The organism is Pseudoalteromonas sp. P1-25, from assembly GCF_001401805.1.
In the GTDB taxonomy this organism is placed as follows: Bacteria; Pseudomonadota; Gammaproteobacteria; order Enterobacterales; family Alteromonadaceae; genus Pseudoalteromonas.
This window is the reverse complement of record NZ_LKDW01000026.1, coordinates 14,268-38,832: the sequence shown is the minus strand read 5'-3', so window position 1 is coordinate 38,832 and position 24,565 is coordinate 14,268. Positions and strand designations below refer to the sequence as shown.

The window sequence follows — 24,565 nt, the reverse complement described above, 5'->3', positions numbered from 1 at the left end:
ATACAGATTATGAAATTTAAAAAATTACTCCCCCTCGTTACCCTTACGTCAATCGCTTTATCATCTTCTGCCCTTGCTGCTAACTGGAGCAGTACCGCATTACATGTTAATAATGGCGATCAAAAAAACCCATTTACCAAGCAAGAATCAGATACGACTGTTTACTCGCTGCAGCATGCATCGGGCTATGATTACGGTGATAACTTTTTCTTTATTGATTACAGTAAAGACGATACAACCGACGGCTACCAAGATAGTGACTTTTACGGCGAATGGTATTCAACGCTAAGCTTATCGGCTATCAGCGGTGAAAAAATTGGCGCAGGTGCACTACTAGATGTAGGCCTTACTGGCGGTATTAACGTAGCTGGCGATGCTAAAATGATGAAGTACTTGCCGGGTGTTAAATTAAGCTGGGATGTGCCCGGGTTCAATTTTTTTCAAACACTTGTCACTGCCTATATTGACGACAGTGAAGGCGTAGCAAAAGGCGGCGCTCCTATTGAAACTAATAGCTGGATGTTTGATGTTGCCTTTGAATACCCGTTTACCCTAGGCTCGCAAAAATTTAGCTTTAAAGGACACGCTGAATACATCGCAGAGCGCGAAGATGAATTTGGTAACGACGTAGAAGCATGGATACTTGCACAGCCTATTTTAGTGTGGGATATGGGCCACGCCCTAGAAATGAAAGAAAACACGCTGTTACTGGGTATGGAATTACAATATTGGCACAACAAGCTAGGGACCAAGGTCACTGAGTCAGTTCCACAAATACATGTTGAGTGGACATTTTAAGTAGTCTCTTTAGGTTTAAAATACATTAACGGAGTCCTTTAAAGCGCTCCGTTTTTTTATGCCTTGAACACTATTTAATTGAACAGCCTGTAATACTTGGTTATTGTCTTACTTCTTTTGAGCTTATGGCTCTTCTTTTAAAGGAGTAACAAAATGTCGCCATTTAAAGTTATATGTTTTTCTACATTGTTAGCATTAACGAATAATACGTTTGCCAGTAGTACAGAACACGCTCACTCCCTCGCTTATGATGCCCTTTTAACTAATTACCAGTACGACTTTAAAGTAAATTACTATAATATTGAGTCACAAAAACATTCCCTAAAAATGGCATATATTCATTTAAAGCCAACTAAAAAAAATATGCCTACCGTTACGCTAATGCACGGTAAAAACTTTAATGCCGACTACTGGAGCCCCACAGCACGTTACTTACAATCGCTTGGCTTTGGCGTGTTGATCCCTGATCAAATTGGCTTTGGTAAATCCTCTAAGCCGACTAACTATCAATATTCGTTTGCGGCGCTAGCTCATCATACACGCGCATTAATGGACTCGCTAAATTTACAGAAGTCGATTGTTGTTGGTCACTCTATGGGCGGGATGCTAGCGAGCCGCTTTGCATTAATGTACCCAGATACAACCTCTAAACTGATTTTACTTAACCCCATAGGGCTTGAAAACTATCTACACTATGTAAAATACAAAGACACCAACTTCTTTTATAAAAATGAGCTTAACAAAACACCCGAGGGCGTTAAAAAGTACCAACAAAAAAACTATTACGATGGAAAGTGGAATGCCACCTACTCTGCCCTTACTGACTTTATAACAGGACAGATACAAGGCCCAGATAAAGAGCAAATTGCTTGGGTTAACGCTAAAACCTACGATATGATTTTTACCCAACCTGTGATCACTGAATTTAAAGACCTATCCGTGCCAGTTAAATTAATTATTGGCACACGCGACAGAACGGGGCCTGGCCGAAACTGGAAAAAAGACGGAATTGATTACGAGCTGGGGCGTTACGACAAATTAGGAAAGCACGCTGCTGCGCTTATTCCTAATGCACAATTGTTTGAACTTGATAATTTAGGGCACTTACCACAAGTAGAAGATTTTGAGCGCTTTAAAGCAGTGTTTAAACAAGCACTAAGTAATACCAATCCGCAATAATATCTAATCATTTTGCGGGGCTAAACGTGTCGCTATCTGCGTTAAAAAATTCTCATTTAGAACAACTAAATAGCGAATTTTTTGCCTTGCTATCAACATGTTTATCCATCCCCAAAATAGATCACTTATTTATGCGAATTGGTATGAGTAATAACTTGATACTTAATAAAATAAAGCCCCTGTAAGTAAACTGCTTACAGGGGCTTTTTATATAAAAACTAATTTACAGCGTACATTGCGGGTTTTTACCCTGCGATTTAGCCTTATTTTGCTCGCTAAGCGCTTCGCTCATTTGTGATTGTAAGTTTTTAATACGATTACTCGGTGCAGGGTGAGTAGATAAAAACTCTGGTGTGCTACCACTGCCTGCTGCGCTCATATTTTGCCAAAGCGTTACCGACTCTTGTGGGTTAAAGCCCGCCTGCGCCATTAAATCTAAGCCAATGGTATCGGCCTCTGATTCGTGCGAGCGGCTAAACGGTAAAACTACGCCATACTGTGCGCCGAGTCCAAGACCTTGCATAATTTCGTTACGGTATTGCACGTTACCCATTTCAAGTGCAGCGCTGCCTAACTGCATACCTGTATCTAATATTGAGCTTTGTGATACACGTTCATTTGAATGCTCTGCTATAACGTGGCCTACTTCGTGCCCGAGTACTGTTGCAAGCTGATCTTGATTGGTGGCTATTTTTAATAAGCCCGTATGTACTCCAATATAGCCCCCTGGTAGTGCAAAAGCATTGGCCGACTCATCTTCAAATACAACAACTTCCCAGTTTTGAGAAGCATATTCTTGTGGTAAAACAGCCACGACCTTATCAGCAATACAATTTACATACGCATTGGTTTTAGCATCTTTATTAATTGGCTGTGATTCTTTCATTTGAGCAAAACTGGCCGAGCCCATTTCACTCATTTGTTGGTCTGAATACAGTGCTATTTGCGTACGCCCCGTAGGCGATGTTTTACAGCCTGCTAAAACTGCAGTTGCGAGTAAGGCAAGGGCTAGTTTTTTCATAGTGTTTCCTTCAAGTCTTTATTTTTTATTAGCTGTAGAATAGCAAACACAGTGCCAGTTTAGAATCTTTGCTCCTTTATTGCTTCGCTTTTTATTGTATGTAAATAAATTAACTTACTAGTCAAACTCAGTTTATACCCTTGCTTTGCCCTGTTACACTGTAGGCCCTGTTTTTAGTGAATGTTGAGTGATTACATGGACGCCTCGGCCTCGTCTTTTAATACCCGAATATTGTTACCTTTGTTAGCCAGTATTGTGGCTATAACGCCATTAGCTATTGATATGTATTTACCGGCCATGTTGGTTATAGCGAACGATTTACAAACCAGTATGCCAAATGTACAAATTTCGCTAAGTATTTATTTGGCTGGCTACTCGTTAGGTATGCTATTTTTTGGCCCTGTTGCCGATCAACTCGGACGGCGAAAACTAGCCCGTATTGGCTTAACCTTATTTGGTGCAAGCTCATTTGCGCTGGCCTTTACCACCGAAATACAGACCTTTTGGGTACTTAGAGCCGTGCAAGCATTCACCGGGGCGGCCGCCACGGTGGTTGTGCCTGGCGTAATTAGGCATATTTATCAAAAAAACACCGCTAAAGGCATGTCGTATGTTTCTATGATTATGATGGTAGCCCCCTTAGTTGCCCCCTCTGTTGGGTCATTTATTTTAGGGTTTTCGGTATGGTCAACTATATTCTTAGTGCTTGCTGGATATAGCTTTTTAATATTAGCGCTTGTTCAAATATATTTAATAGATATCCCCATTCATAAAAATGAAAAAAAAGGCCTAGCCTTGTTTTTTGATAGTTATAAAACTGTGCTGAGTAACAAAAATGCCCGTGCAGATATTTTAAGCTCGATGTTTGTCTCGTTTGGCTTTTTTTGTTTTTTAACCTCAGTGCCTTTTGTATACCTTGATTTATATGATGTCTCCGAGCAATTATTCGGGATTTTATTTGCCTTTAATGTCATGGCTCTAATGTTTGGTAACTTTTTAAATACCAGAATAGTGCCAAAAATCGGCTCTCGTAAAATGCTCTACATTGGACTTGTATGTGGTTTTTGCTCAGGACTGGCACTGCTTACGTTTAGTTTATTACACCTTTCTTTATATTATATTGTAGCGGCTATTGCGCCATTAATGATGAGCTTAGGGGTAACAGCGAGTAATGCTGATTCGTTGATATTAATGAAGTTTGAAAAAAACACCGGCACCGCTACAGCTGTCATCGGTACGCTGCGCTTTGGCAGTGGCGCACTTGTAGGTCCTCTTCTGGCAGTTATGCATGCTAAAAGTGCTGTGCCGTTTTCGAGCTTAATGTTTAGCGCTGTGCTACTGACTATACTTGTGCAATTAATCCACTATAAAATAGACAAAAAAAATGCCTCATCATGAGGCATTTTTTATAACAAGCAGTAACTAATTAAGCGTCAGCTTCTTTAGATACCATAACCATTGCTGGGCGCAATAAACGGCCATTTAAAGTATAGCCTTTTTGCATTACTGCAAGTACTGTATTTGGTGATACATCGTTACTCGGCTGGATAGACATAGCCTGATGGAATTCTGGATTAAACTGCTCACCTTGTGGATTAACAATTTCAACGCCAAACTTTGCAACCGCATCGTTGAAGCTTTTAACTGTCATATCAATACCTTCAAGCACTGGCTTTAAGGTTTCGTTTTCTTTATCAGAAAACTCAATAGCGCGCTCTAGGTTATCGATTACCGGTAGTAATTCGTTAGCAAACTTTTCCAGTGCAAATTTATGTGCTTTTTCTACGTCTTGTGCGGCACGACGTCGAATATTATCTACATCTGCGGCGGCGCGTACAACACTGTCTTTTTGATCTGCAATTGTTTGTTTTGCAGCTTCAAGCTCTGCATATAACATTGCAATTTCAGCTTCAGGGCTTTGCTCTTGGTCTGCCTCATGCTGCTCTGCGGCTTCCACTGCAGCTTCAACATCAGCTTCCATTTGAGCTACTTCTTCGTTTAGTTCTACTTCTTGCTCTGGTTTTTGTGTCTGCTCAGACATAAAATACGTGCTCCAATTCTTTACAACTGCGGTAATTATGGGGATTGAATAAAAAGATTCAAGAGTTAGATGGCTCTAATAATTTAAATTCTTGGATTAATTGTTCAATTTGCGCCGATTTAGGACAAATTACGCAAAAACGGCTTTGATATTCTTGTTCCTGAAAATACGGAACACTAATTACAATCAGCTCATTGCAGTCAGTAAACGGTAAGTTTTCAGTGTTTAATACTGATACACCATTTTTAAATGCGAGTTTATCTTCGACAAAATTTAAAAATGAAACGCCAATATTTAAGCTTTGTTCGCAGTCGATTTTTTTATATAAATAGTTTTCGCCGACGACAATGCTGTTATCAGACCCTAACTTTTGACTAAGTTGGCGTGTCCACTGTGTAAGTGAGTCATGGCAGTTACGCGGTGCGGTGTTTGCCATAGCTTGCATGCGGTACAAACCCTCCATTAAAGTTTGTTGGCTGAAAACCGTGTTTAACCAAGTAGCAAATTGGTAGCGCACTGCATCTGATGAGTCATCAGGTTTGTTGATGCAAATATTGTGGCTTTGCCCTGCCCTGTCTATGAGTAATACCAACCAATTGTTAGAATCAAACTCAAGCACTTCTACTCTAAATACTTGTTGTGAACTTGCCTGAGGTAGGCCAACGCAGCAACATACTTGATACTTTTGGCTCAGCCCATGCGCAAGCTCAACTAACTGTGTTTGCTCTGGCTGCCAATAATTTGCAATATCAGCTAACGGAAAAAACTCATCAAACCAATAATCAAACCCTTGGTTTGTTGGCACACGCCCTGCTGATGTATGAGGGGAATATAACAAGCCTACTTTTTCAAGTCGCGCCATAGCATTTCGTACAGTGGCAGAGCATACCGCCATACCTTTTTGCTTCGCTATTTTTGTTGATGGAACGGGCAATCCTTCACCATTACAATAAAGGCTCATCACTGCTGAAAAAATTTGTTGATCTCGTGGGTTTATATTCATGTTATCTACATCTTGTTGCATGAAAGATATATCGGGGCAGTTAAAACAAATTCAAGCCTAAAGCACGCTTTAAGTGAATATGCTATCGCAGGTATTCCAATAAAACGCTGCAAGCACTATTTTTAAACAGTAAATACCAAAGTTAAAGTGGAATTTAATATATTAAGCTAATAACTATTACTTAGCAGCTTTGTAATATAAAGCCTTAATTGAATCATTATCATATAGCTAAATCTATGTTTTCAAACATTTGTGTTTTGAGTTACTCTACAAAAATATTATTACTATTATTGCTGCCATTATGCACTCACCGTTTAAAATTATTGGCCTTATAGGTAAGCCAAACCACCCTAAAGCTGCGGCTACGTTACAACGTTTACATACTTTTTTATCGGCTCTTGGCTTTACAGTGATTGTAGAAAAGCGCACCGGCGGGCAATTATCTGATGTGCCTGATACGCATCAAGTTGACCTTGTTAGCTTAGGCGAACAAGCTGACCTTGCTATTGTTGTAGGGGGTGATGGCAATATGCTTGGTGCTGCACGTGTGTTGGCACGCTTTGATGTCGCTGTAATTGGGGTTAACAGGGGTAATTTGGGCTTTTTAACCGATTTAAACCCCGAAGGCTTTGAAGGCAGCCTTGAGCAAGTATTAAGTGGCGACTATTTAGAAGAGAAACGTTTTTTACTCGAAGTAGAAGTATACCGTCATAATGAACTTAAAAGCGCCAATTCAGCCGTCAACGAAGCGGTGCTGCATGCCGATAAAGTAGCCCACATGATTGAGTTTGAGGCTTTTATCAATAATGACTTTGTGTTTTCTCAACGCTCTGATGGTTTAATTGTATCAACCCCAACAGGCTCTACAGCTTATTCTTTATCGGGTGGAGGCCCTATTTTAACGCCTGAGCTTAATGCTATTTCACTCGTACCTATGTTTCCGCATACATTATCGAGCAGGCCATTAGTTGTTGATGCAGATAATGAGGTACGTTTAAAGTTAAGCCTTGATAACACCGACAGTTTACAAGTCAGTTGCGACAGCCATGTCGTGCTTGCCGTTTTACCTGGCGATGAAGTCGTAATTAAAAAAGCAGATAGAAAACTGCGCTTAATTCACCCAAAAAACTACTCTTACTACAACGTTTTACGTACTAAACTTAATTGGGGCAGCCGTTTATACTAATTTTATTGCCATGTGTAGTGCTTTAGCGCAAAATACAAAACAAATAAAAATTAATCAAACTAGGAATATCTAGCAATGACTTATGTTGTTATCTTTGCTTTGTTATTACTTATCACTTTGCTTGGCGCTTACATTAGGGTTGAAAACAATAGAAAAAAAGCCCTAGAAATCAAAAAAAAACAATTTAACGAACGTGTTGCCCACGTAAACACTCGTCTTAAAACTAAGCTTAACAATTTATTAGAAGCCAAAATAATAAGACCTAAATATGTAGCGCAAATTCAGGCAATTGTGAGTAACTTTTTTGTGGTTCAACCTCATACAGAGGAAAACCTACAGCATTTAGAAGATATTAGCGACAGTTTAGTAAGTACGCTTTCGATTGAGTTTCAAAAAGCAGTGCAAAGTGAAAATACACAAGCTCTGCAAGACAATATACAGTACTTTGTGAGTGAGTTACCGCAGCAAGGTATACTTTTTAATAAAGCGTTTTATCAAGAAATTTTACCTTCATTAATTCTACAAATTAAAACTGATACACCTGTAAATCCAAGCGAAACCCTTGAAAATACTGAAGAAGGCCCTTCTGATGAAAGTGCGAATACTGATGAACAGCTTTCTCAAAATGCCAGTGTTGCTTAAAAAGTAAAAAATTAATTTGCAAAAAACCTAAACACTGTATAAATTAACAGTTAATTCACTGGATGGATGAACAGTATGTTAATTGGTTTAGAAATTAAAAATTTTGCAATTGTAAGTAATTTAAGCACTGAGTGGCATAACGGCATGACGGCGATCACGGGTGAAACCGGCGCGGGTAAATCTATTGCCATTGATGCTCTTTCACTGTGCCTTGGCGAACGCGCTGAAGCGTCGGCTGTTCGCCCAGGTACAGATAAAGCCGAAGTGTGTGCACAATTTGATTTAACTGCTCTCCCTCTTGCCAAAGCATTTTTAGAACAACACATGCTCACCAGTAACGACAGCGAGTGCCTACTTAGACGTGTTGTATGTAAAAATGGTCGAAGTAAAAGTTATATCAATGGCAGCGCTGTTACAGCCGCTCAACTTAAAGAGCTGGGACAATACTTAATTTCTATTCACGGGCAACATGCTCATCAGCACCTTTTAAAAGCTGAACACCAGCTGCAGCTGCTTGACGCCTATGCAGGCCATAACCAGCTTGTAAAAGCGGTTAGTCAAAGCTATAAGCTCTATGCAAACCTACAAAAAGAATTTAAACAGCTTGAGCAACAGCAGCTACAGCAAGCTGCGCAAAAACAATTACTCGAATACCAAGTTGCCGAATTAGACGAATTTGCCTTACAAGACGGCGAGTTTGAAAAAATAGAAGCCGAACACTACAAACTAAGTAATAGCCAAACTATTTTAGAAGCGTGTCAGCGCGAACTGCAGCACCTATACGAAAGTGATGAACAAAATGCCTGCTCTATGCTTCAACACAGCGCACAGCAATTTGCCGAGCTTGCAAATTATGATGAAAGTTTAGCTGGTGTGGCTGCATTATTAGATGAAGCCGCAGTTCAAGTAGAAGAAGCAAGCAGAGAAGTAAGAAACTATGCAGAGCAAGCCGACCTAGACCCCACCCGATTAACAGAGGTGGAAACCCGCTTAAGTGGCGCAATGGACTTAGCCCGCAAGCATCACATAAAGCCACAAGAGCTGGTTGAGTTTCATCAAGGTTTAACACAAGAGCTGGAGTCAATTAGCAACAATAGCTCACGTTTGGCACAATTAGACGATGAAATAAGTAATGCGCTCAGTGCATACCAAAAAGCCGGCGAACAATTAAGCGAAAGCCGTCAAAAATATGCTAATACCTTAAACCAACTAATTAGTGACAGCATGGCTAACCTGTCGATGGAAAATGGGGTCTTTGAAATTCAGCTTAACCAAGAAGTTGAACGCCAACCCAACGCGCTAGGTTTTGATAGTGTTTCGTTTTTGGTCTCTACTAATCCTGGGCAGCCATTGCAGCCTTTAGCTAAAGTAGCCTCGGGTGGTGAGTTGTCGCGTATAAGCTTAGCTATACAGGTGATTATTGCGCAAAAAGTGACAACGCCAACGCTTATTTTTGACGAAGTTGACGTTGGAATATCAGGCCCTACCGCTTCCTCTGTAGGGAAATTACTACGCCAACTAGGAAAATCAACACAGGTTATTTGTGTAACTCATCTACCGCAGGTTGCAAGCAGTGCGCACCAGCAGTTTTTTGTAGCAAAAGAAATTGCACAAGGTGAGACTTTTACCCAAATGCTCAGCCTAAATAAAGACGGACGCATTAACGAAATTGCGCGCTTGCTTGGTGGCGACAATATAAGTAAAACCGCTAAGGCAAATGCTAAAGAGCTTATTATGGCACACGCCTAAGTTATACTTTTGCTACAAAAGTGGAGAGACGTTTTAAATGCAAAACATGCTGATAAATTTTTGCCATGTTACTGGGTGGCTACTTGTAGTTTTGAGCTTTTTGCTTATAGGGTTTAGTAAATTTAAGCACGCAGAATTTAAACTAAAACTTTTTAGCTTTTTAAAAATTATATTGGTTTATCAAGTAACTGTGAGTGTATGGCAGTGGTTTATTATTGGCAACATTGTGACTAATCATCAATGGTTACTTTTACTATCACAAATACTGTGCAGTGCAATATGTTATTTAAGTGTGCAGCGGCGAAAAAGTAAAAGCCGCCCAAGCCTTGATAGCTTTTCTATGGACTGACTAACATAGCTGCTGCTAAGAGCACGTTCTATTTTTACCTTGCTCTTTTGCTTTGTATAAACGCTCGTCGGCCAGTTTTATGTCTTGGGCTATAGTTGTAGTTAACTGGCTTTGCGCAAGCCCTATACTTATAGTTAATACTACCGAGTTTCCATTCATACGCACTGGTTTTTTTTGTAATTCTGCATGAATTTTTTCTGCAATACTCTGCCCCTGCTCTTTGTCGCTGTTTGGTAATGCAATTAAAAACTCTTCACCGCCCCAACGCGAAGCTATAGCTTGCTTTGGCAAACTCTTTTTTAAAATATTGGCAAGTTGAGTTAACGCTTCATCACCAAAGTCGTGGCCGTAGTTGTCATTAATTTTTTTGAAATTATCAACATCAGCTAACAAAATTACATAAGGCTGTTTAGTTTTTTTATGAAGATGTTTAAGCTGCGCCAGCTCTTTCATCATAAAACGTCTATTTGGTAAATCAGTTAAATGATCTATTGTGGCGAGGCGTTCATTTTTAATACTCAGCGCAACTATTTTTTCATTGTATTTTTCGCGTGAGCGCTCGTAAAAACCGCTTAATAAGGCCACTATAATAAAGGAGATAACTACCCTCAGCGGCAGTGCTTCAGGTTGGTAATCGTAAATATTAAAACTATCTGTGATGATAAACCCAGCAATCACTGCAAATAAAAAAGCTATGATATCAACAGTTCCCTTTTTAAGGCCTCTGATTGAATAAGTCACCGGTGATACAATAAATATCCAAATGGGGCCGGTTCCTTCAGCTCCGCCCGTGATCACTAAATAGAGCATTAAACAGTAAAGATTATATAAAATGGTCGTCGCTGATTTTTCGACTGCACGGTAAAGGCTAAAAGCCCACGCATAAAACCCCGCAGAAACTAACAGCATAGTACCAAGTATTACATCTGTATTAGACAATGCATTACACGCCATAGCGAAGGTAGCTATAAATCCGATAGTCGAAAAAAAGCGTACAATTAGCTTTCTTTCTCTGTTGTCTGAGTATGCATTCATATTATTATTTTTAATTGCAAGTGAGCTTTAAAAACTCATTATCCGAGGATTCAAAAAAGAAGTTAGCTGCAAGTTTGTACTGAAATAGCACTTTAAGCAAGATTTACTCGTTAATTATTGGTTAATGGCAATTTTTTAATACTTTTTCACTTAAAGAAGCGAGCCTATCAGTTAAGAGCTGACTGGCGTTTTTATTGGGGTACTTACTGGGTTTAGGTAGCACACACCTTGGATAAGCTCGCTCTTGTTTTACTGGGCAATGCTAAACTTAATTTACTGACAATACTCCTGCTTGGGTCTTCGCGATAAAGTGACATACAAATGACGGTTCACAATGCCATCTCGGCAGGTAATCTTTTATGTCTTATCGTTGCTGCACCTACAGGTCCTGCACATTGCTTAGTAAACACAGGACAAAGGAAATCACTGGGTTGCCCTAGTCATTCTGTGTTTAATGCATGTCCATTGGCAGGGCAATTGCGGTAGTGAGTTGCAAAAGAAAAGGCTCCTGAATCAATTCAGAAGCCTTTATATATTAACCAGTAGCCTCTCGGTCAATGGATCATTAAATATGCCTTAGTTTATCGGCATTAAGCCCGTTCACTTGCCTTTATTACATTTAAAAACGTAACGCGCTAACTAAACCTCTAAATAATCCATAATACCTTCAGCAGCGTTACGGCCTTCAAAAATAGCTGTTACAACTAAATCAGAGCCTCTCACTATATCGCCACCTGCAAATATTTTTGGATTAGTTGTTTGATGAGTAAATTCACCTTGCTCTGGTGCGTTAATGCCGCCCCAGTGGTTAATTTCTACGTCATACTTTTCTAACCAGTCCAGTTTGTGTGGTTTAAAGCCAAACGCCATAATAACTTGGTCTGCCTCAAGTACGTGCTCTGAGCCTGGTACTACTTCTGCTCGGCTACGGCCGTTTTCATCAGGCTCACCAAGTTGAGTTTTAACCATTTTAACGCCGGCAACATGGCCATTATCATCAAGTACAATGCCCGTTGGCTGTACATTAAAAGTAAAGTTTACACCTTCTTCTTTAGCGTTTTTAACTTCACGTTTAGAGCCTGGCATATTTTCTTCATCACGACGATAAGCACACGTTACTTTAGCTGCATTTTGGCGAATAGAAGTTCGCACACAGTCCATCGCGGTATCACCACCGCCAAGTACCACAACCTTTTGATTGGCCATATCAATGCACGCTTGATTTTTCTCATCGTAACCCATAACGCGATTTGTGTTACCAATTAAAAATGGGAGTGCATCGTGTACGCCTGGCGCGTCTTCGTTTTCAAGACCAGCGCGCATACTCTGATATGTACCTACACCTAAAAATACCGCGTCGTAGTCAGCTAAAATTTCGTCCATAGTGATATCTACACCCACTTCAACGTTTAGCTTAAATTCAACACCCATTTCGGTGAAAATTTCACGGCGCTTTTGCATTACTTCTTTTTCAAGTTTAAAAGAAGGGATACCAAAAGTCAGTAATCCACCAATTTCTGGGTGACGGTCAAAAACCACTGGTTTTACACCGTTACGCACTAAAATATCTGCGCACCCTAACCCAGCCGGACCCGCACCAATAATCGCCACTTTTTTATCCGTCCATGTCACGTATGACATGTCTGGCTTCCAGCCCATTTTAAATGCGGTATCGGTAATGTATTTTTCAATATTACCTATTGTTACTGCGCCAAACTCTTCATCAAGCGTACATGAACCTTCACACAGCCTATCTTGTGGACATACGCGTCCACACACTTCAGGCAAGCTATTTGTACGATGAGAAAGCTCAGCCGCTTCTAAAATACGGCCAGTTCTAATTAATTTTAACCACTGAGGAATGTAGTTATGCACTGGGCATTTCCATTCACAGTAAGGGTTACCACAATCTAAACAACGGTCAGCTTGTGAATTTACCTGATTCTCAGAAAAGGGTTCGTAAATTTCCACGAAAGATTTTTTACGCGACGAGATTGGTTTTTTGCGTGGATCAACACGCTGCACGTCTATAAATTGATATACATTTTCGCTCATACTGCCCCCTTATTGCGCTTGAACACGAAGTTCTGCGCTACTACGAGCGCGGTGCCCGAGTAAACTTTTTACATCACTTGATTTTGGTTTAACTAGTTTGAACATAGGTAAATACAGTTCAAAATTAGCTAAAATGGTTTCTGCTCGACATGAAGCTGTAAGCTCTAAATGCTCAGCAATTAGGCCGCGCAAATGCTCTTGGTGCGAGCTTAAATCATCAAGTGTTACTACTTCTACAAGCTCTGGATTAATGCGTTTTTCAAAGTCACTTCGCTCATCTAAAATATAAGCAAAACCACCTGTCATACCCGCACCAAAGTTAACGCCTACATTACCTAGCACACATACAACGCCGCCAGTCATGTATTCACAGCCGTTATCACCTACGCCTTCAACAACGGCTTGCACGCCAGAGTTACGCACTGCAAAACGCTCACCAGCACAGCCTGCGGCAAATAACTTACCACCCGTAGCACCGTACAAACATGTGTTACCTACAATGGTCGCTTTATGACTTTCAAACGATGAACCCAGTGGTGGACGTATAACAAGCTTACCACCAGCCATGCCTTTACCCACGTAGTCGTTTGCATCGCCAATAAGGGTCATTTCAAGGCCACCAGCATTCCAAACACCAAATGATTGCCCTGCAGTACCATGTAGCTCAATCGATACTGGATCTGCAGCCATACCTTGGTTGCCATGCTTTGAGGCTATGTAACCCGACAGCATTGCGCCAACTGAACGGTCTGTATTACATATGCGGCTTACTAGCGAAATACCCGAAGAAGTATCAATTGCTTGTTGTGCTTTACCTAGTAACGTTTCGTTAAGTTCACCTAAATAATGAGAGCTATTTGGCGCACTACAAAATAAGGTTTCGCCCGTTGGGTTATTTGGCTGAGCAATCACAGACGATAAATCTATTTTCTTTTGCTTCGCTGTTTTACCTTCAATTGCTTCAAGTAAATCTAAACGGCCAATTAAGTCAGTTAGATTAGCAACACCTAAGCTTGCCATAATTTCGCGCGCTTCTTGTGCGATAAACTTAAAGTAGTTCATCGCCATTTCTGGTAAGCCGTGATAATGCTTTTGACGAAGTGTTTCATCCTGCGTTGCAACACCGGTCGCACAGTTGTTTAAATGACAAATACGTAGGTATTTACAACCTAGCGCCACCATTGGACCCGTACCAAAGCCAAAGCTCTCAGCACCTAAAATAGCGGCTTTAATGATATCTAAACCTGTTTTTAAGCCACCATCTGTTTGCAGGCGAATCCGGTGACGAAGGCCATTTTCAACAAGTGCTTGCTGGGTTTCTGCTAGGCCAAGCTCCCAAGGGCTACCTGCATACTTTACAGACGTAAGCGGGCTTGCGCCTGTGCCACCGTCGTAACCCGAAATTGTAATTAAATCAGCGTATGCTTTAGCTACACCGGTAGCAATTGTGCCTACCCCTGGCTCAGATACCAACTTAACCGAGATCATCGCTTCAGGATTTACTTGTTTTAAGTCAAATATTAGCTGGGCTAAATCTTCAATCGAGTAAATATCGTGATGCGGTGGTGGTGAAATTAATGTTACACCGGGTACCGAATAACGAAGCTTTGCAATATACGGCGTTACTTTTTCGCCTGGTAATTGTCCGCCTTCACCCGGTTTAGCACCCTGTGCCACTTTGATTTGTATTACATCAGCATTACGAAGGTAGTGCGGCGTTACACCAAATCGACCCGAGGCAACTTGTTTGATTCGTGAGTTTTTCTCGGTGTTGTAACGGAGTTTGTCTTCTCCACCTTCACCAGAATTTGAACAGCCCCCAAGGCGGTTCATTGCAATGGCTAGCGCTTCATGCGCCTCTGGCGAAAGTGCACCAATACTCATTGCTGCAGAATCAAAGCGCTGGTATAAAAATTCAGCCGGCTCAACATCATCAATGCTAATACCTTTTTCAGGTAATTTAAGCGCTAACATATCGCGTAGCGTTGCAATAGGACGGTTATTAACTAAATCAGCATAGGCTGAGTAGTCTTTATAATCGCCTGAACGTACGGCCTTTTGTAGCGTTTGAATAACATCAGGATTGTAAGCGTGGTATTCACCACCGTGAACATATTTTAATAAACCGCCGTGGCTGAGTAACTTACGCTTACTAAAAGCAAGTTTATGTAGCTTTTGCTGATCACTATCAAAATCGCTAAAACAGGCGCCTTTAATACGACTTGCTACGCCTTTAAAACACATCTCTATCATGGCATCTGATAAACCAACGGCTTCAAAAAGCATTGAACAACGGTACGATGCAATCGTACTTATGCCCATTTTAGACATAATTTTGTAAAGGCCTTTATTTATAGCTTTTCGGTACGAAAGCGTCACTTCGCAGTACGATTTTTCAATCACTTTACTGTCGCTCATCGCAACCAGTGACTCGTATGCAAGGTATGGGTATATTGCGGTTGCACCAAAACCAAGTAATACAGCAAATTGGTGTGCATCGCGTACGCTGCCCGTTTCAATAATAATATTAGACTCACAACGTAAGTTATTATCTACTAGACGTTTTTGTACAGCACCTACCGCCATTGCAGCAGGAATTGGTAATTGGGTTTCGCTAAAGTTACGGTCAGATAAAATAAGCATTACACAGCCTGCAGCTGCTTTTTCTTGTGCAGCGTCGCAAATACGTGCAACCGCTTTTTCTAAACCTTCCTCTGCTGTGTATGTAATATCAATTTTACAGTAGCTGTAATGCTCGTCATCAGCATTTAGTAGCTGCTGCATATCAGCATACATTAAAATTGGCGTATCAAACTGTAGACGCTTAGCATGGCCTGTGGTTTCATTAAATACGTTTTGCTCACTACCAATACACGTTGCCAATGACATTACGTGGTTTTCACGCAGCGGATCGATTGGCGGGTTAGTTACTTGCGCAAACTTTTGGCGGAAGTAATCATACAGTGAACGATGCCCTTCGCTTAACACAGCAAATGGCGTGTCATCACCCATAGAACCTGTTGCTTCTTGGCCATTTTCACCCATTACACGAATTACACTATCGAGCTCTTCGTTAGTGTAACCAAACATTTTTTGGTATTTAACAAGCGTTTCGTCATCAAATGAGCGATTACCTGCATCCTGTTCGGTAAGCTCTTCAAACGGAGTTAGGCGTTTAACATTTTCTTCAAGCCATGACTTATAAGGGTGACGCGATTTTAAATCTTGGTCGATTTCATCTGAGTGCCAGATTTTGCCTAATTTAGTATCAATTACTAAAAGCTCGCCTGGCCCTACACGGCCTTTTTCGACCACTTCATCTGCAGTGTAATCCCAAATCCCTACCTCAGAGGCCAATGTAATAAAGCCATCTTGAGTAATAACATAGCGCGCCGGGCGCAGGCCATTTCTATCAAGGTTACACGCTGCAAAACGCCCATCAGACATAACAATGCCCGCAGGGCCATCCCACGGCTCCATATGCATAGAGTTAAAGTCGTAAAATGCACGTAAGTCATCATCCATAGCACGATTTTTTTGCCATGCAGGTGGCACTAGCATACGCATAGCACGGAATAAATCCATGCCACCCGCTAAAAACAGCTCCAGCATGTTGTCTAGGCTTGATGAGTCAGAGCCAGTTTCGTTTACAAACGGCGCTGCGCTTTGTAAATCAGGAATAAGTGGCGAAGAAAACTTATACGAACGTGCACGAGCCCATTGGCGGTTACCTTCAATGGTATTAATTTCACCATTATGCGCTAAATACCTAAATGGTTGTGCTAAAGGCCAACGCGGCTGAGTATTAGTAGAAAAACGCTGATGGAATACACAAATAGCGCTGGTCATACGAATATCAGCTAAGTCTAAATAAAAGTTAGGCAAATCTGCAGGCATCATAAGGCCTTTATAGATAGTCACTAACCCCGATAAACTCGCAATATAAAACGACTCATCCTCTGCTAAACGCTTTTCTGCGCGGCGACGTGCTACATATAAACGTCGCTCTAAATCTTTAGAACGCCAACCTTCCGGCGCACTAACAAAAATTTGTTCAAAACCAGGTAATTGCTGTGTAGCAATTGGCCCTAGCATTGAAGGGTCAGTAGGCACTTCACGCCAACCAAGTATTTTAAGTGTTTCTTGTTCTAATTCTTCACATAAAACCTGTTTTGCAGCTTGTGCTAAAACGGGATCTGAATTTAAGAAAACCATGCCTACGGCGTAATTTTTACCTAAGTGCCAGTTATGCTCGTTAGCAATGGCACGAAAAAAACTGTCAGGTTTTTGGAGTAATAAACCACAGCCGTCGCCTGTTTTACCATCGGCAGATATACCACCGCGGTGTTGCATGCGATCAAGTCCAGTAATAGCTGTACGAATAAGCCGATGACTAGCTTGACCATTTACTTGGGCTATTAAGCCAAAGCCACAATTATCTTTTTCTAATGTTGAGTCGTATAACATAGACCCCTCCCTTGCTGCACTGTTAACGTGAATGAACTGCTCGACGATTTGCTAACAGACGCACAAAACTAGCCTCTATAGTAAATAGAGTCAATATTATTTTGAATACATATTCACATTCTTGAATATTTCTCACTTCAAGGCAAGGTTTCTTTTTAACTCATAAGTTTTAACATTTAGTGCTTTTTTGTGCGTTATTTTTTCATGACACTGGTGTCAATTTTAACATTTTGTAAAAACAAAGGGAGCACACCAATACCCTTTACGTAAACGTAAAGCTCCACCCAATGAATAAATATTCATTAAAACTTTATTGGTTCAGTTAACATTTAGATAGTTTAATGCAATTTAAATAAATTAAAGGTTTAGGATCACGCTTTTTTAGCGTTCATTGGTATAGTTATGAATTGCTGTGTCGTTTTTAGTGCAAATGGTGTGAATTTTTATTTAATACCAATTCGCTTAATTAAGTGTTCTATTTTGAGGCTGGAAAAACGTATTGATAGCCAGGCAAAAATCTCGATATTGGGTTGTGCTAAAAAAGAACCTTTTAGCGCAGATAGCGACACGTATAGCTCAGCATAGCTGGTTACGTATTATTACGCCTTGGTATAAAACTCAATTTTTTAATTAAAATTTGCGCTTATATAAGTAGCATTGTTGCTTACTTATCCTTACTAAGGTGTATCTAAACGAGGAGTGAGGCCTGAGTTTGCTAACTATTGAGTACAAATTATTGGCTATAATCATGGGTTGATCAATAAATTAAAACGCAAGAAAGTTATAGATAGACACAAAAAAGCCACGTAAACGTGGCTTTTATTATGTTTAGCAAAGTAACTATTACTCTGCGTCAGCTTCTTTATATTTAGCTGCTGTTTCAGTGATCAACGGCTGTAATTCACCACGCTGAAACATTTCAATAATAATGTCGCAACCACCTATCAATTCGCCCTCAACCCAAAGCTGTGGGAATGTAGGCCAATTAGCGTATGCTGGTAGCTCAGCACGAATATCTGGATTTAGTAAAATATCAACATAGGCAAATGGTTCGCCACATGACATTAGAGCTTGTGACGCTTGTGAAGAAAAACCACAATTTGGTAATTTAGGTGACCCTTTCATGTAAAGGATAATTGGGTTTTCAGAAATCTGCTGTTTAATTTTATCAATGGTTTCCATCTACAACCTCAAAATGACGATAGCTTGATATATCCGGGGCTTGAAAATAAATCATTGTGGCCACAAATATATAACTTAAAATGGGCAAATAAAGCCGCAATTGAAATAGTCTTTAGCAATAGCATTGCTGTTTGCTTAAACTTGAGTAAAATACTCAACAATTATAGTAACACTATATTCTCGTTTGGTATAGGTAAGTGGTCTGTTCTATCAGGCATTACGTACTACCAAGCGCGTTATCAACCAAAAGAAGATGGAGATAAAAAATGGCATTTGAACTACCGTCACTACCATATGCAATTGATGCACTTGAGCCTCACATTTCAAAAGAAACTCTTGAGTATCACCACGGTAAGCATCACAACACGTATGTTGTTAAATTAAACGGTTTAATTCCAGGTACTGAATTTGAGAACAAATCTTTAGAAGAGATTGTTTGCTCATCTGAAGGTGGCGTATTTAACAATGCTGCACAAATTTGGAACCACACTTTTTACTGGAACTGCCTATCTCCAAATGGCGGCGGTGAACCAACAGGCGCAATTGCTGATGCTATCAACGCGAAATGGGGCTCATTTGACGCGTTTAAAGATGCACTAAACGACAAAGCTGTTAACAACTTTGGCTCTAGCTGGACATGGTTAGTTAAACTAGCTGACGGTTCATTAGATATCGTAAACACATCTAACGCAGCAACGCCACTTACAGACGAAGGTGTTACACCAATCCTAACTGTGGATTTATGGGAACACGCATACTACATTGATTACCGTAACGTGCGTCCAGATTACCTTAAAGGTTTTTGGGCGCTTGTTAACTGGGAATTCGCGAACGCTAACTTCGCTTAATTAGCCACTATAGGCTGATTAAAAAAGGCGCTTCGGCGTCTTTTTTTATGCCTTTATAAAATTTAAGCCGCCGTTATACGTGCTAAATTGATAAATTAGCCACATGATCTTTTTTCACTTAAATTTTTAATTTTATTGCACAAAAATTTCAAACTGAGACTAGACTTTAAAAAGTAAGCACCTTTTTAAAGTGGGTTTCGGAGGTTATTATGACTATTTTTGAGCACTACCAAGCACGATACGAAGCAGCACAAGAAGAAGAATACAGCATCAGCGAATTTTTAGAAATTTGTAAAAACGATAAATCAGCTTATGCCAGCGCACCCGAGCGCTTACTTATGGCAATAGGTGAACCACAAATGGTTGATACTGCAACCGACGCACGTTTAAGCCGGTTGTTTTCTAATCGAGTTGTTGCACGCTACCCTGCATTTGAAGACTTTTACGGCATGGAAGATGCCATAGAGCAAATTGTCTCTTATTTAAAACATGCGGCTCAAGGACTAGAAGAATGCAAACAAGTCCTTTATTTACTCGGCCCCGTAGGGGGAGGTAAATCTTCAATCGCTGAAAAACTAAAATACTTAATGCAACAGGTGCCTATATACTCAATTAAAGGCTCGCCGGTAAACGACCACCCGCTTTGTTTGTTTGACCCCTTCGAAGATGCAAATGTGCTTGAAAAAGAATACGGTATTAAGCCCCGTTATTTAAAAACCATTATGTCGCCATGGGCTGCAAAACGACTAAAAGAATTTAATGGTGACATCAGCCAATTCAGAGTTGTAAAGCGCTACCCTTCTATTTTAAATCAAATTGGTATAGCCAAAACCGAGCCTGGTGATGAAAACAATCAAGATATTTCAGCATTGGTAGGCAAAGTAGATATTCGTCAGCTTGAGCACTTTGCTCAAAACGACCCAGACGCTTACGCTTATTCAGGCTCATTATGTTTAGCAAACCAAGGCTTAATGGAGTTTGTAGAAATGTTTAAAGCACCTATTAAAGTGCTGCATCCACTCCTTACCGCAACGCAAGAGGGGAATTACAACGGTACAGAGGGCATAAGCGCCCTGCCCTTTAACGGCATGATTTTAGCTCACTCAAATGAGTCAGAATGGCAAACGTTTAAAAATAACAAAAACAACGAAGCGTTTTTGGATAGGGTATATATTGTAAAAGTTCCTTACTGCTTGCGTGTTACCGAGGAAATTAAAATATACGACAAACTCATTCAGCACAGTGAACTGGCAAGCGCCCCCTGTGCACCAGGTACGTTAAAAACACTGGCACAATTTACTACGCTTTCTCGTTTAAAAGAGCCTGAGAACTCAAGCATTTATTCAAAAATGCGCGTATACGATGGAGAAACCCTAAAAGATACTGACCCTAAAGCGAAATCTTATCAAGAGTACCGTGATTACGCAGGAGTTGACGAAGGTATGACTGGTCTTTCGACCCGTTTTGCTTTTAAAATTTTGTCACGCGTATTTAATTTTGATACCACTGAAGTGGCCGCCAATCCAGTGCATTTATTTTATGTATTGGAACAACAAATAGAGCGTGAACAATTTAGCGCTGAAGTGGAAGAGCGTTATTTAAGCTTTTTAAAAGGCTATTTAATTCCACAATATGTTGAGTTTATTGGCAAAGAACTCCAAACCGCTTATTTAGAGTCTTACTCTGAGTATGGGCAAAATATTTTTGACCGCTATGTAATTTATGCTGATTTTTGGATACAAGATCAAGAATATAGAGACCCAGATACAGGACAACTATTTGACCGCGCATCGTTAAATGCAGAACTTGAAAAAATAGAAAAACCCGCCGGCATTTCTAACCCCAAAGATTTTAGGAATGAGATAGTTAACTTTGTATTACGTGCACGCGCTCACAATAATGGTAAAAACCCACTATGGACAAGCTACGAAAAACTGCGCACGGTTATTGAGAAAAAAATGTTCTCAAACACTGAGGATCTTCTCCCTGTTATCTCCTTTAATACTAAAACCTCAGCAGAGGATCAGCAAAAGCACGAGGACTTTGTTAACCGCATGGTTGAAAAAGGCTACACGCAAAAACAAGTGCGTTTACTTTCTGAGTGGTATTTACGGGTTAGAAAATCGCAGTAACCTTCATGTAGTTTAGGGGGAACAGTATGGCGCATTTTATAGATAGACGTTTAAATGGTAAAAATAAAAGCACGCTTAACCGCCAGCGCTTTATTAGGCGCTATAAAAAGCAAATAAAAGAAGCCGTATCTGATGCGGTTAATAAACGTAGCGTTACCGACTCTAGTTCAGGGGAGAGTATATCTATCCCGCAACGAGATATTAGCGAGCCCATTTTTCACCAAGGTAAAGGGGGCGACAGAGAACAAATTCACCCTGGCAACGATCAATTCTCTACAGGTGACAAAATTGAGCGCCCCAAAGGCGGCCAAGGTGGTGGTGCAGGCGATGGCGATGCAAGTGATTCAGGCGAAGGCCAAGATGACTTTGTGTTTTCTATTTCTAAAGATGAATACTTTGATTTGCTCTTTGAAGACTTAGCGCTGCCCAACTTACAAGAAAACCAGCTAGATAAGCTTGTACAAATGAAAACTCATCGGGCTGGTTTTTGTAGCGATGGTATGCCCAGTAATATTGATATAGTACGCTCATTACAGGGCTCACTCGCCAGGAGAGTCGCTATGAGTGCGGGTAAAAAAAGGCGCTTAGCTGAGCTTGAAGGTCAACTCGCGATGGAACTTGAGCAAGCCGCCAGCGACCAAGCTATCGTAGCATTATTGCAAGAGGAAATTGATCAACTCAAACAGCAAATAAAATCCGTACCTTTTATCGATAACTACGACTTACGTTTTCGTAATTATGAAAAACGCCCCCACCCCACCAGCAAAGCCGTTATGTTTTGTATTATGGATGTATCAGGCTCGATGGATCAGGCCACAAAAGACATGGCAAAGCGTTTTTATATTTTGCTGTATCAATTTTTGACCCGTAGTTATAAAGACATTGAGGTCGTGTATATACGTCACCATACACAAGCTAAAGAGGTCGACGAACAAGAGTTCTTTTATTCTCAGGAAACAGGTGGCACTATTGTCTCCAGTGCCCTTAAACTAATGAACGATATAATAAAAGAGCGTTATGATTCAGAGCAGTGGAACATATACGCGGCGCAAGCATCCGATGGCGATAACTGGGCAGACGATACCCCCCACTGCGCAGAAATATTACGCAATAAGCTACTTAGCGCCGTTCGTTACTTTGCTTATATAGAAATTACCACGCGTGCGCATCAAAGCTTATGGCGCGAATACCAAAACATAACCCACACTCATAGCAACTTTGCTATACAACATATACAAAGTGTTGAAGATATTTACCCTATATTTAGGGAGCTCTTTAAAAAAAATCGTCAACAACAAGGCGCTGCTTAGCCTAAACGAGGTTTACGATGAGTAATGAACGAATTAGTGATGGTCCAGACTGGACCTTTGAATTGCTTGAGCAATACCAAACTGAAATAGCCCGCGTTGCCACCCATTACCGATTAGACACTTACCCTAATCAAATCGAAGTCATTACAGCAGAACAAATGATGGATGCGTATTCAAGCGTTGGCATGCCAATAGGATACAGCCATTGGTCATATGGTAAAAAATTTATTCAAACAGAACAAAATTATAAACGTGGGCAAATGGGGCTGGCTTACGAAATTGTTATTAATTCAAATCCCTGTATTGCTTATTTAATGGAAGAAAACACACTTCCCATGCAGGCTTTGGTTATGGCGCATGCCTGTTATGGCCATAATTCATTTTTTAAAGGGAACTACTTATTTAAAACATGGACTGACGCCGATTCCATCATAGATTACTTAGTGTTTGCTAAAAATTACATTAGCCGTTGTGAGGAAAAATATGGCATTACTCAAGTAGAAAACTTGATTGATTCGTGTCACGCATTGATGAATTATGGTGTAGATAGATACAAACGCCCGCAGCAAATATCCCTTTTTGAAGAGCAAAAGCGTCAAAAAGAGCGTGAAGATTACATGCAATCACAAGTAAACGAGCTATGGCGTACTATCCCTAAGCAACAACAGGAAGCTAAAAAGCAAGAAAGACACTTTCCCCAAGAGCCGCAAGAAAATATCTTATATTTCATCGAGAAAAATGCGCCACTATTAGAGTCTTGGCAGCGAGAAGTAATACGTATTGTTCGAAAAATATCGCAATATTTTTATCCACAAAAACAAACCCAAGTAATGAACGAAGGGTGGGCAACCTTTTGGCATTACACTATTTTAAATCACTTATATGATGAGGGTAAGTTAACCGACTCATTCATGATGGAGTTTTTGCAAAGTCATACCAACGTGGTTTATCAGCCACCTTATAACAGCAATTACTATTCAGGTATAAACCCCTATGCCCTAGGCTTTAATATGATGGTGGATATTCGCCGTATTTGCGAAAACCCAACAGATGAGGACAGACGCTGGTTTCCTGAGTATGCAGGGACTGATTGGCTTGACACTCTGCATTTTGCGATGGAAAATTTTAAAGATGAAAGCTTCATAAGCCAATTTTTATCACCTAAGCTAATACGTGACTTTAAGTTATTTACTATTGTCGATCATAGCCGTAACCCACATCTTGAAATAGGCGCAATTCATGACGATAGCGGCTATCGGGCTGTACGCGAAGCGCTTTCAGCGCAGTATAATTTGAGTAATCACGAACCTAACATTCAAGTGTATAATGTTGATATTAGAGGCGATCGCTCTTTAACGTTGCGCTATGTCCCCCACAATAATATCCCCCTCGCGAACTCCCACAAAGAGGTGCTAAAACACCTTTACAGGTTATGGGGATTTAAGGTGCAACTACAGCAAGAGACAAGTAGCGGCGATGTCTCTACGCTTGGCCAATGCCCTGCTGATGACACACGCCATATTTCAGAGTAAGTAAGGTGGAAAAGCAAAAGTCATTAGCATTTGTGG

The 24,565-nt window shown here is 40.5% G+C and carries 18 protein-coding genes; 11 read left to right on the top strand and 7 right to left on the bottom strand.

Features of this window, described 5'->3' with window-relative positions; genetic code table 11:
• Window positions 1–9: 9 nt before the first annotated feature.
• Together AN393_RS14935 and AN393_RS14930 are read left to right on the top strand one after the other, a co-directional pair.
• On the top strand, window positions 10–798 hold the full coding sequence (locus AN393_RS14935; RefSeq protein WP_055018519.1) for a nucleoside-binding protein: 789 nt from the start codon (window positions 10–12) through the stop codon (window positions 796–798).
• Between the two features lie 153 nt (window positions 799–951).
• Entirely contained in the window at window positions 952–1,977 is a 1,026-nt protein-coding gene (locus tag AN393_RS14930) for an alpha/beta fold hydrolase (protein WP_055015219.1), read from the top strand.
• Window positions 1,978–2,200: 223 nt separating this feature from the next.
• Here AN393_RS14930 and AN393_RS14925 read toward each other — a convergent pair whose 3' ends face one another.
• Window positions 2,201–2,998 carry a M48 family metallopeptidase gene (locus tag AN393_RS14925; RefSeq protein ID WP_055018518.1) on the bottom strand — a complete coding sequence of 266 codons (798 nt, stop codon included), beginning with the start codon at window positions 2,996–2,998 and terminating at the stop codon, window positions 2,201–2,203.
• A gap of 195 nt (window positions 2,999–3,193) precedes the next feature.
• On the opposite strand from AN393_RS14925, the gene AN393_RS14920 reads away from it, so the two are divergent.
• On the top strand, window positions 3,194–4,396 hold the full coding sequence (locus AN393_RS14920) for a Bcr/CflA family multidrug efflux MFS transporter (RefSeq protein WP_055018517.1): 1,203 nt from the start codon (window positions 3,194–3,196) through the stop codon (window positions 4,394–4,396).
• A 28-nt stretch (window positions 4,397–4,424) separates the two neighbouring features.
• On the opposite strand, the gene grpE is transcribed toward AN393_RS14920, so the two are convergent.
• Together grpE and AN393_RS14910 are read right to left on the bottom strand one after the other, a co-directional pair.
• On the bottom strand, window positions 4,425–5,039 hold the full coding sequence (gene grpE, locus AN393_RS14915) for a nucleotide exchange factor GrpE (protein ID WP_055015222.1): 615 nt from the start codon (window positions 5,037–5,039) through the stop codon (window positions 4,425–4,427).
• 58 nt (window positions 5,040–5,097) lie between these two features.
• Window positions 5,098–6,063, bottom strand: coding sequence for an HrcA family transcriptional regulator (locus tag AN393_RS14910; protein ID WP_055015223.1), 966 nt, complete (start codon window positions 6,061–6,063; stop codon window positions 5,098–5,100).
• Between the two features lie 280 nt (window positions 6,064–6,343).
• Between AN393_RS14910 and nadK the strand changes: the two genes are divergently transcribed.
• The 4 genes from nadK (at window position 6,344) to AN393_RS14890 (ending at window position 9,968) form a co-directional block, all read left to right on the top strand.
• Window positions 6,344–7,228: an NAD(+) kinase gene (nadK, locus tag AN393_RS14905; RefSeq protein ID WP_055015249.1), complete on the top strand. Its 885-nt coding sequence runs from the start codon at window positions 6,344–6,346 to the stop codon at window positions 7,226–7,228.
• Between the two features lie 75 nt (window positions 7,229–7,303).
• Entirely contained in the window at window positions 7,304–7,870 is a 567-nt protein-coding gene (locus AN393_RS14900) for a hypothetical protein (protein WP_055018516.1), read from the top strand.
• Window positions 7,871–7,945: 75 nt separating this feature from the next.
• A complete protein-coding gene (gene recN / locus AN393_RS14895; RefSeq protein WP_055018515.1) occupies window positions 7,946–9,619 on the top strand; it encodes a DNA repair protein RecN in 1,674 nt (557 codons plus the stop codon).
• 37 nt (window positions 9,620–9,656) lie between these two features.
• A complete protein-coding gene (locus tag AN393_RS14890) occupies window positions 9,657–9,968 on the top strand; it encodes a hypothetical protein (RefSeq protein ID WP_055015226.1) in 312 nt (103 codons plus the stop codon).
• 15 nt (window positions 9,969–9,983) lie between these two features.
• On the opposite strand, the gene AN393_RS14885 is transcribed toward AN393_RS14890, so the two are convergent.
• From AN393_RS14885 to AN393_RS14865, 4 genes are all read right to left on the bottom strand, one after another.
• Window positions 9,984–11,003 (bottom strand): GGDEF domain-containing protein, encoded by a 1,020-nt coding sequence (locus AN393_RS14885; RefSeq protein ID WP_235576210.1) that lies wholly within the window; start codon window positions 11,001–11,003, stop codon window positions 9,984–9,986.
• 639 nt (window positions 11,004–11,642) lie between these two features.
• Entirely contained in the window at window positions 11,643–13,058 is a 1,416-nt protein-coding gene (locus AN393_RS14880) for an FAD-dependent oxidoreductase (RefSeq protein WP_055015228.1), read from the bottom strand.
• A gap of 9 nt (window positions 13,059–13,067) precedes the next feature.
• Entirely contained in the window at window positions 13,068–17,525 is a 4,458-nt protein-coding gene (gene gltB / locus AN393_RS14875) for a glutamate synthase large subunit (protein ID WP_055018513.1), read from the bottom strand.
• An 843-nt stretch (window positions 17,526–18,368) separates the two neighbouring features.
• Window positions 18,369–18,707, bottom strand: a complete 339-nt coding sequence (locus AN393_RS14865; protein ID WP_016709200.1) for a Grx4 family monothiol glutaredoxin — start codon at window positions 18,705–18,707, stop codon at window positions 18,369–18,371.
• A 266-nt stretch (window positions 18,708–18,973) separates the two neighbouring features.
• Here AN393_RS14865 and AN393_RS14860 point away from each other — a divergent pair, with 266 nt between their 5' ends.
• The 4 genes from AN393_RS14860 to AN393_RS14845 all read left to right on the top strand — a co-directional run bounded on the left by AN393_RS14860 (window position 18,974) and on the right by AN393_RS14845 (window position 24,529).
• Complete coding sequence (locus AN393_RS14860; RefSeq protein WP_055015231.1) at window positions 18,974–19,555, top strand: Fe-Mn family superoxide dismutase; 582 nt, start codon at window positions 18,974–18,976, stop codon at window positions 19,553–19,555.
• 209 nt (window positions 19,556–19,764) lie between these two features.
• Entirely contained in the window at window positions 19,765–21,687 is a 1,923-nt protein-coding gene (locus tag AN393_RS14855; protein WP_055018512.1) for a PrkA family serine protein kinase, read from the top strand.
• 26 nt (window positions 21,688–21,713) lie between these two features.
• Window positions 21,714–22,997 (top strand): YeaH/YhbH family protein, encoded by a 1,284-nt coding sequence (locus AN393_RS14850; protein ID WP_055018511.1) that lies wholly within the window; start codon window positions 21,714–21,716, stop codon window positions 22,995–22,997.
• A 17-nt stretch (window positions 22,998–23,014) separates the two neighbouring features.
• Window positions 23,015–24,529: a SpoVR family protein gene (locus AN393_RS14845; RefSeq protein WP_055015234.1), complete on the top strand. Its 1,515-nt coding sequence runs from the start codon at window positions 23,015–23,017 to the stop codon at window positions 24,527–24,529.
• The last annotated feature ends 36 nt before the right edge of the window (window positions 24,530–24,565 follow it).